Source organism: Candidatus Burkholderia verschuerenii (genome assembly GCF_001189365.1).
In the GTDB taxonomy this organism is placed as follows: domain Bacteria; phylum Pseudomonadota; class Gammaproteobacteria; order Burkholderiales; family Burkholderiaceae; genus Caballeronia; species Caballeronia verschuerenii.
In genome coordinates this window covers 1-7,581 of the sequence record NZ_LFJJ01000244.1, presented here as the reverse complement: position 1 = coordinate 7,581, position 7,581 = coordinate 1, and the positions used below count along the sequence as shown (strand labels likewise).

Sequence of the window (7,581 nt, the reverse complement as noted above, 5' to 3'; positions counted from 1 at the left end):
TGTCGAGGCGGCTGCGAAAGAAATCGGGCGTGCTCATCGGCGAAGTTCCAAACTCCCAGGAAACCATTCAGATCAATATTGCTTCTGGGAGTTCTGGGAAACACGATCTTCCGGCGGCCCCTTGCCATCCTTGACTTCGACTAATTCTGAAGGGCCGACTATCGAGGATCGGCGCGCTCATCGTATAAGCGGCGCGCGCCTGCTGCGGCGTGAGTTGATGGTACGGCTTGCGGTTCGCGCGCTCGACCATGTCGAGAATCTGCGCGATCTTGGGATTGAGCGGCATCGGTCGAACGGTGAATCTAGTCGTTTTTCTTTTCGCGCCGGAGCGACATCGGATCGGTCGGATTGCGCAGTTGCGCGATATCGTCGAGCCGCAGTTGCACCGACGGCATGATGGCCGGATGCGTGATCACGTAGAAACGCCCTTCGCGGATCGCCTCGAAAGCGAGATCGGCGACGTCGCGCGCGGTCAGCTTGCCACCTTCGACGGCCCTCGCGAGTTGCCGCGCCGCCAGCTTTTGCGACGCGGTGTAAGGCGTGTCGTTCGCGAGCGTCGTGGGCCGCGAGTGCTCGGCATCGGCGATGCCGGTCGGCACGAAGGCCGGGCATAGCAGCGACACGCCGACCTGCCCGCCCGCCAGCCGCAGATCGTGATAAAGCGTCTCGGTGATCGCGACGACCGCATGCTTCGACGCGTTGTAGACGCCCATCGCGGGCGCGGCGAGCAGGCCCGCCACCGACGCCGTATTGACGATGTGCGCGGGTTCGTCCTGCTTCAGCATGATCGGCGTGAAGGCGCGCAATCCGTTGACCACGCCCATCACGTTGACGCCGAAGACCCATTGCCAGTCGTTCGCGCTGTTTTCCCAAACGAAGCCGCCCGCGCCGACGCCCGCGTTGTTGAACAGCAGATGCACGCCGCCGAAGGCGTCCAGCGTCGCTTGGGCGAGCGCGTCGACTTGCGCGGCATCGGCGACATCGGTTCGCATGCCGATCGCGTCGGCACCTTGCGCGCGCAGTTGCGAAAGCGTCGCGTCGAGCGCGTTGGCGTCGACATCGGCGAGCACGAGCTTCATGCCGAGCGTCGCGCCCTTCAGCGCGAACTCGCGGCCGAAACCGCTGCCCGCGCCCGTGATGACGGCGACCTTCCCTTCGAAACGATCCACGTGCTATCCCCGATCAAACGGCTATTAAATAAGCTTCACCAGTTGCTTGCCGAAGTTCTTCCCGCGCAGCAGGCCGAGAAATGCTTCGGGCGCGTTCTCCAGCCCTTGCGCGATGCTTTCGCGGAACTCGATCTTCCCGCTTGCGACACCCGCGCCGAGTTCCTGCAAGGCCTGCGGCCAGACATCCATATGCTCGCTGACGATAAAACCCTGCAACTTCAACCGCGCCGTCAGGAAAAAGCGCGGCGCCTTGATTGGCGGCGTGACGCTGTCGTAACCGGAGATCAATCCGCAGAGCGCGATGCGCCCGAACGCGTTCATGCGCAGCAGCACGGCATCGAGCACATCGCCGCCGACATTCTCGAAATAGCCGTCGATGCCATCGGGCGCGGCGGCTTTCAGGTCGTCGTGGAGCTTGCCGGCCTTGTAGTCGACGCAGGCATCGAAGCCGAGCGTCTCCGTGACATAGCGGCACTTTTCCGCGCCGCCCGCGATGCCGACGACGCGGCAGCCCGCCGCCTTCACCAATTGCCCGACGACGCTGCCGACCGCGCCGCTGGCCGCGCTCACCCACCGCGACCGTCTCGCCCCTCTTCGGCTCGATGATCCGATTGAGCCCGTACCACGCCGTCACGCCCGGCATGGCGACCGCGCCGAGATAGGCGGACATCGGCACTTTCGAGGTGTCGACCTTGTAGAGTCCCTCGCCGTTCGATGTGCCGTATTCCTGCCATCCGTACATGCCGACGACCGTTTCGCCCGCCTTGAACGACGGATTGCGCGACTCGACGACTTCGCCCACCGTGCCGCCGCACATCGTTTCGTTCAGCGGTTGCGGCGGGACGTAGGATTTGGCATCGCTCATGCGGCCGCGCATGTACGGATCGAGCGACAGAAAGTGATTGCGCACGCGCACTTCGCCGTCCTGCAAGGGCGCGAGCGGCGTGTCCACGAGCTTGAAATTTGCCGTCGACGCTTCGCCCTCGGGACGGGACACCAGCAAAATCTGACGGTTGATCGGTGCGTTTGCCATTGCAACTCCTTAGGAGAAAGAGGCGTCAGGCGTCGCTCGGTCCCGGTGTCGCTGCGGGATCGGAGCGCAGTTTCTGCCGGACGATATCGCGTCCGACCGCGAGCCGCTTCATGTATTTGAACGTGCCGAGCGCCTTCGCGACGAAATGCCCTTCGCTGTCGCGAATCTCGCCTTCGCAATACGCCATCGTGGTCGAGCGATGCAGGATGCGTCCGAAGCCGCTCAATTCGCCGCGTCCCGGTTGCATGAAATTCACCTTCATCTCGACCGTGACCACGCCAACGCCGTCGCCCGCCACGCTGCGGGCGGCAATGGCGAGCGCGGCGTCGAGCAGCGTCATCGTGACGCCGCCGTGCGCGATGCCCCAGGTGTTCATATGCGATTCCTGAAGCGGCATGCGCACTTCGCTTTCGCCGTCGACGGCCTTGATGAGCTGGACGCCGAGCGCGTCGATAAAGGGGCTTTCTAGAATGGTTGCCATCGCCGTCACACTTCGTAGTCGACGCACTGGCGATCTTCGCGCACGGTCGCGATGAAATCCTTGAGCGCCAGATGCTTCGGATGATCGAGATATTCCTGCAACGCGGCCTTGTCGTCGAAATCGGAAACCAGCACGACGTCATACGTGCAGTCGTAGCCTGCTTGCGCCGTGCCGACTTCGAAATGCCCTTGTCCCTTGACGATGCTGCGGCAGGTTTCGAGCTTGCTCTTGAGCTTCTGGATATTGTCGGCGCGGCTTGCGCCGTCCGGTGTGTCCTTCAGCTTCCACATGACGATGTGACGTAGCACGGCGACTCCTGAGCAATAACAATAAGGGAAGGCAATACGATCGAAGCCCGAAGCGTAGCAAAAAATCGCCTTGCGCTTCGTTCACACGATTTCGAACAGGACCGCCGCGCCCTGCCCGCCGCCGATGCACATGGTCACCACGACGAACCTCGCGCCGCGCCGCTTGCCTTCGATCAGCGCATGGCCCGTCAGCCGCGCGCCCGACACGCCATACGGATGCCCGACCGCGATCGCGCCGCCATTCACGTTCAGACGGTCGTCCGGAATGCCCAGCTTGTCGCGGCAATACAGCACCTGCACGGCGAAGGCTTCGTTGAGTTCCCACAAGCCGATGTCATCGACCGACAAGCCCGCGCGCTGCAACAGCTTCGGCACTGCGAACACCGGGCCGATGCCCATTTCGTCCGGCTCGCAGCCCGCCACCGCGAAGCCACGGAAGATGCCGAGCGGCGTCAACCCTTCCTTTTGCGCAAGCGATGCGTTCATCACGACGCACGCCGACGCGCCGTCCGAAAACTGACTCGCGTTGCCCGCCGTGATGACGCCGCCCGGCAACGCGGTGCGAATCTTTTCGACGCCTTCGAGCGTCGTGTCGGCGCGGATGCCTTCGTCGCGATCGAGCGTGACCTCCTGCGTATGGAGCCGTCCGCTCGCCTTGTCCGCGATGCCCGCGAGCACGGTGATCGGCACGATTTCGTCATCGAACTTGCCCGCCGCCTGCGCCGCCGCGCGCTGTTGCGAGCGCACGCCGTATTCGTCCTAACACGCTTTCGATATCTCGTAGCGCTTCGCGACGTTTTCCGCCGTCTGCAGCATCGACCAGTAGATTTCGGGCTTGTGCTGCGTCAGCCAGCCGTCCTGCATCATGTGGCGATTCATTTCGTTTTGCACGCACGAAATCGACTCGACGCCGCCCGCGACGAACACGTCGCCCTCGCCCGCAATCACGCGCTGCGCGGCGAGCGCGATGGTCTGCAAACCCGACGAGCAGAAGCGATTCACCGTCATGCCCGGCACGCCGACCGGCAAACCGGCCCGCAACGCGATCTGCCGCGCGATATTCAGACCCGTCGCGCCTTCCGGATTCGCGCAGCCCATGATGACGTCCTCGACACGCGCCGGATCGATGCCCGCGCGCTCGATGGCCGCCTTCGTCACATGGCCGCCGAGCGTCGCGCCGTGCGTCATGTTGAGTGCGCCGCGCCACGATTTGGCGAGCCCCGTGCGCGCCGTCGATACGATCACTGCGTCGGTCATGTCGTCTCCCTATTGGCTTCTTTCAGTACGTCTTCCGACTGCACACGCGCGATGCCCGCCGCCTGCATCTCTTGCCAGGCGCGCTCGAGCGAGCCGTTCAGGTCGATCGCGCGGCACGCGTCCTCGATCATGCTGACCTCGAAGCCCAGCGCGCGCGCATCGAGCGCGGACCACGCGACGCAATAATCCGTCGCGAGTCCAGCAGCCCAGACGCGTTTCGCGCCGACATCGCGCAGATAACCGGCGAGGCCGGTGGGCGTCGTGCGATCGGCTTCGAGAAACGCCGAGTAACTGTCGACCTGCTCGTGATGTCCCTTGCGGATCACGAGCCGCGCATGCGGCACATGCAGATCGCGATGCAGCGCCGCGCCTTCGGTGTCCTGCACGCAATGCGTCGGCCACAGCACCTGTTCGCCGTAGGGCAGCGTCGTGGTGTCGAACGGCTGGCGGGCCGCATGATTCGCCGCGAACGAGACATGCGTTCGCGGATGCCAGTCCTGCGTCAGCACCACGTGCGAGAACGCGCGCGCGACACGATTGATGACCGGCACGACTTCATCGCCGTGCGCGACCGCGAGCGCGCCGCCCGGCATGAAGTCGTTCTGCACGTCCACGACCAGAAATACGTCTTCGAGAGGTTTCATGATGTTCCGACGATGATCACGCGTTGAAGCGCCCGTTCGACGCCGCGAGTTCGCTCACCCGCGCCGCGGGCTTCCATGCTTCGCTGTTGGCTTGCTTCGCGTAACGGCGCATCGCGCGTTCGACGTTATAGAGGCCGACGGTATCGGCGTAGAGCATGGGCCGCCGCGCCACAGCGGAAAGCCGTAGCCCGTCAGATAGACCATATCGATTCCGACGCTTTCGCGGCGATCCCTTCCTCGAGAATCTTCGCACCTTCGTTCACGAGCGACAACACCAGCCGCTCGACGATTTCCTCATCGCCGATCTTGCGCCGCTCGATACCCTGCTCCCTCGAGTACGCGACGATCATGTCGTCGACGAGTTTCGACGGCTGCGCGTCGCGTTTGCCGGGCTGATAGTCGTACCAGCCCGCGCCCGTCTTTTGCCCGAAGCGCCCCGTTTCGCACAGACGATCGGCCACCCGCGAGTAATGCAAATCCGGCTGCTCCCGATAACGCCACTTACGAATCGCCCAGCCGATATCGTTGCCCGCGAGATCGCTCATGCGGAACGGGCCCATCGCGAAGCCGAACTTCTCGATCGCGCGATCGATCTGCGCGGGCAGCGCGCCTTCTTCGAGCATGAACAGCGCCTGACGAATGTACTGCTCGATCATCCGATTGCCGATGAAGCCATCGCACACGCCGGAAACGACCGCGGTTTTCCTGATCTTCTTCGCCAGTTGCATGACGGTGGCGAACACGTCCTTTTCCGTCTTCTCGCCGCGCACGACTTCGAGCAGTTTCATCACGTTGGCGGGACTGAAGAAGTGCGTGCCGACGACATCGCCGGGGCGCTGCGTGAACGCGGCGATCTTGTTCAGATCGAGCGTCGAGGTGTTCGAAGCAAGAATCGCGCCGGGCTTCGCCACTTCGTCCAGCTTGCGAAACACTTGTTCCTTCACGCCGAGCTCTTCGAACACGGCTTCGACGATAAAATCGGCCTGTTTCAGATCGGCGTAGTCGAGCGTCGGACGGATCAGCGCCATGCGCGCTTCGACCTGCTCCTGCGCGAGCTTGCCCTTCTTCACTTGCGCCTCGTAGTTGCGGTGGATCGTCGCGAGGCCGCGATCGAGCGCGTCCTGTTTCGTTTCGAGCAGCACGACCGGCAAGCCTGCGTTGACGAAGTTCATCGCGATGCCGCCGCCCATCGTGCCCGCGCCAACGACGCCGATCTGTTCGATCTTGCGCGTCGGCGTGCTCGACGGCACATCGGCGATCTTGGCCGCCGCGCGCTCGCCGAAAAACGCGTGCCGCAGCGCGCGGCTTTCGGGCGTCTGCACCAGCGCGACGAAACACTCGCGTTCCAGCGCGATGCCGCGCTCAAACCCTTCAAGCACGCCGCGCTCGATTGCGTCGATGCACTTGTGCGGCGCCGGAAAGTTCTTCGCGATGGCCGCGACGCTATTGCGCGCGAACTGAATAAAGCCGGCCGCATTCGGATGCTCGATCTTGCGATCGCGCGCGTTCGGGTACGGCGCGCCGTTCGCCGCGACGCGCTTCGCGAATGCGATGGCGGCATCGAGCAGATCGCCATCGGCCATCTCGTCGAACAAGGCGGTTTGCGCGAGCTTCTCGGACATGACGGGCGTGCCGGTCACGATCATATTGAGCGCCGTTTCCAGTCCGACGACGCGCGGCAAACGCTGCGTGCCGCCCGCGCCGGGCAACAGGCCGAGCTTCACTTCCGGCAAGGCGATTTGCGCGCCCTTCGACGCCACGCGGTAATGCGCGCCGAGCGCGAGTTCGAGACCGCCGCCCATTGCCACCGAATGCACGGCCGCGATGACCGGCTTCGCGCTCTGTTCGAGCACCTTGATGACGGTGACGAGGATCGGCTCCTGCGTGGCCTTCGGCGTGTTGAATTCGGTGATATCCGCGCCGCCAAACGCCTTGCCCGCGCCTGTGATGACGATGGCGGCGACCGTCGCGTCGTCGTTCGCACGCTCGATACCCTCGACGATGCCGAGCCGCGTCGAATGTCCCAGTCCGTTGACGGGCGGATTGTCGAGCGTGATGACGGCGACGCCGTCGCGGATCGTGTAATCGACTGCCATGTAGGTGTCTCCTGGTCGGTATCGGCGGCGTGTTGCGTCACGGGTCGCTCGTGAGGAATCGCATCAGAATACACAAAGGTGAACGGGCGTTCAATTAGCCATTCGGACGAGTGGCGACGCCGTAATGATCAGATTACTTTAGGCGGGTGCGGCGCGCTTGATGCGCTTCGGCGTTTTTGGCGCGGCTGCTTCGGCCAGTAAATATCGGATTCCTAAATTAATTTGGATGGAGCCTGCATGACTGGAATGAACAACGTTCGTGGTGGCCGGGCGCATGTCCGGTGGGTATCGCATGCTGCAGAGAACACAGGCTTCCAATGGCCGGCCGTTGAGCCGGCATGTGGTGCATCGGGCGCGTCAAACGTTCAAGCGCGAAATTCGGATAAACCGTGTTCTCGGCAAGGTGGAGATGCGGCAGAATCGGCAAGGGTTTCGGTATTTGAAGTGGCATGGAGCAGAGGCTTGCACAGTTGTGTGCGTCAAGTTGTGCAGAAATCGGATGCCGGTGGTTTCAGTTGATCCTTCTGTGCGACGTGCGGCGCGAAGGGCGTAGCCCGCAGCGCCGAACGCCGCGCGGCCGCTATGCAGCAGCG

The 7,581-nt window shown here is 63.5% G+C and carries 4 protein-coding genes and 4 pseudogenes; all 8 read right to left on the bottom strand.

Annotated features, from left to right (window positions below):
* Positions 1-151: 151 nt before the first annotated feature.
* Positions 152-286: pseudogene (locus BVER_RS31920) on the bottom strand (alpha/beta hydrolase); the annotation flags it as partial.
* 16 nt (positions 287-302) lie between these two features.
* Positions 303-1,169: an SDR family oxidoreductase gene (locus BVER_RS26390; protein WP_050455778.1), complete on the bottom strand. Its 867-nt coding sequence runs from the start codon at positions 1,167-1,169 to the stop codon at positions 303-305.
* A 24-nt stretch (positions 1,170-1,193) separates the two neighbouring features.
* Positions 1,194-2,202 (bottom strand): annotated as a pseudogene (locus BVER_RS26385) (NADP-dependent oxidoreductase).
* Between the two features lie 25 nt (positions 2,203-2,227).
* Positions 2,228-2,683: a PaaI family thioesterase gene (locus BVER_RS26380; RefSeq protein ID WP_050455780.1), complete on the bottom strand. Its 456-nt coding sequence runs from the start codon at positions 2,681-2,683 to the stop codon at positions 2,228-2,230.
* A 5-nt stretch (positions 2,684-2,688) separates the two neighbouring features.
* Positions 2,689-2,991 (bottom strand): Dabb family protein, encoded by a 303-nt coding sequence (locus tag BVER_RS26375; RefSeq protein ID WP_050455777.1) that lies wholly within the window; start codon positions 2,989-2,991, stop codon positions 2,689-2,691.
* A gap of 81 nt (positions 2,992-3,072) precedes the next feature.
* Positions 3,073-4,248: pseudogene (locus BVER_RS26370) on the bottom strand (acetyl-CoA C-acyltransferase).
* Positions 4,245-4,892, bottom strand: a complete 648-nt coding sequence (gene pncA / locus BVER_RS26365) for a bifunctional nicotinamidase/pyrazinamidase (RefSeq protein ID WP_050455776.1) — start codon at positions 4,890-4,892, stop codon at positions 4,245-4,247. The pseudogene BVER_RS26370 and the gene pncA overlap by 4 nt, the downstream one beginning before the upstream one ends.
* 16 nt (positions 4,893-4,908) lie before the next feature.
* Positions 4,909-6,988: pseudogene (locus BVER_RS26360) on the bottom strand (3-hydroxyacyl-CoA dehydrogenase NAD-binding domain-containing protein).
* Positions 6,989-7,581: the final 593 nt, after the last annotated feature.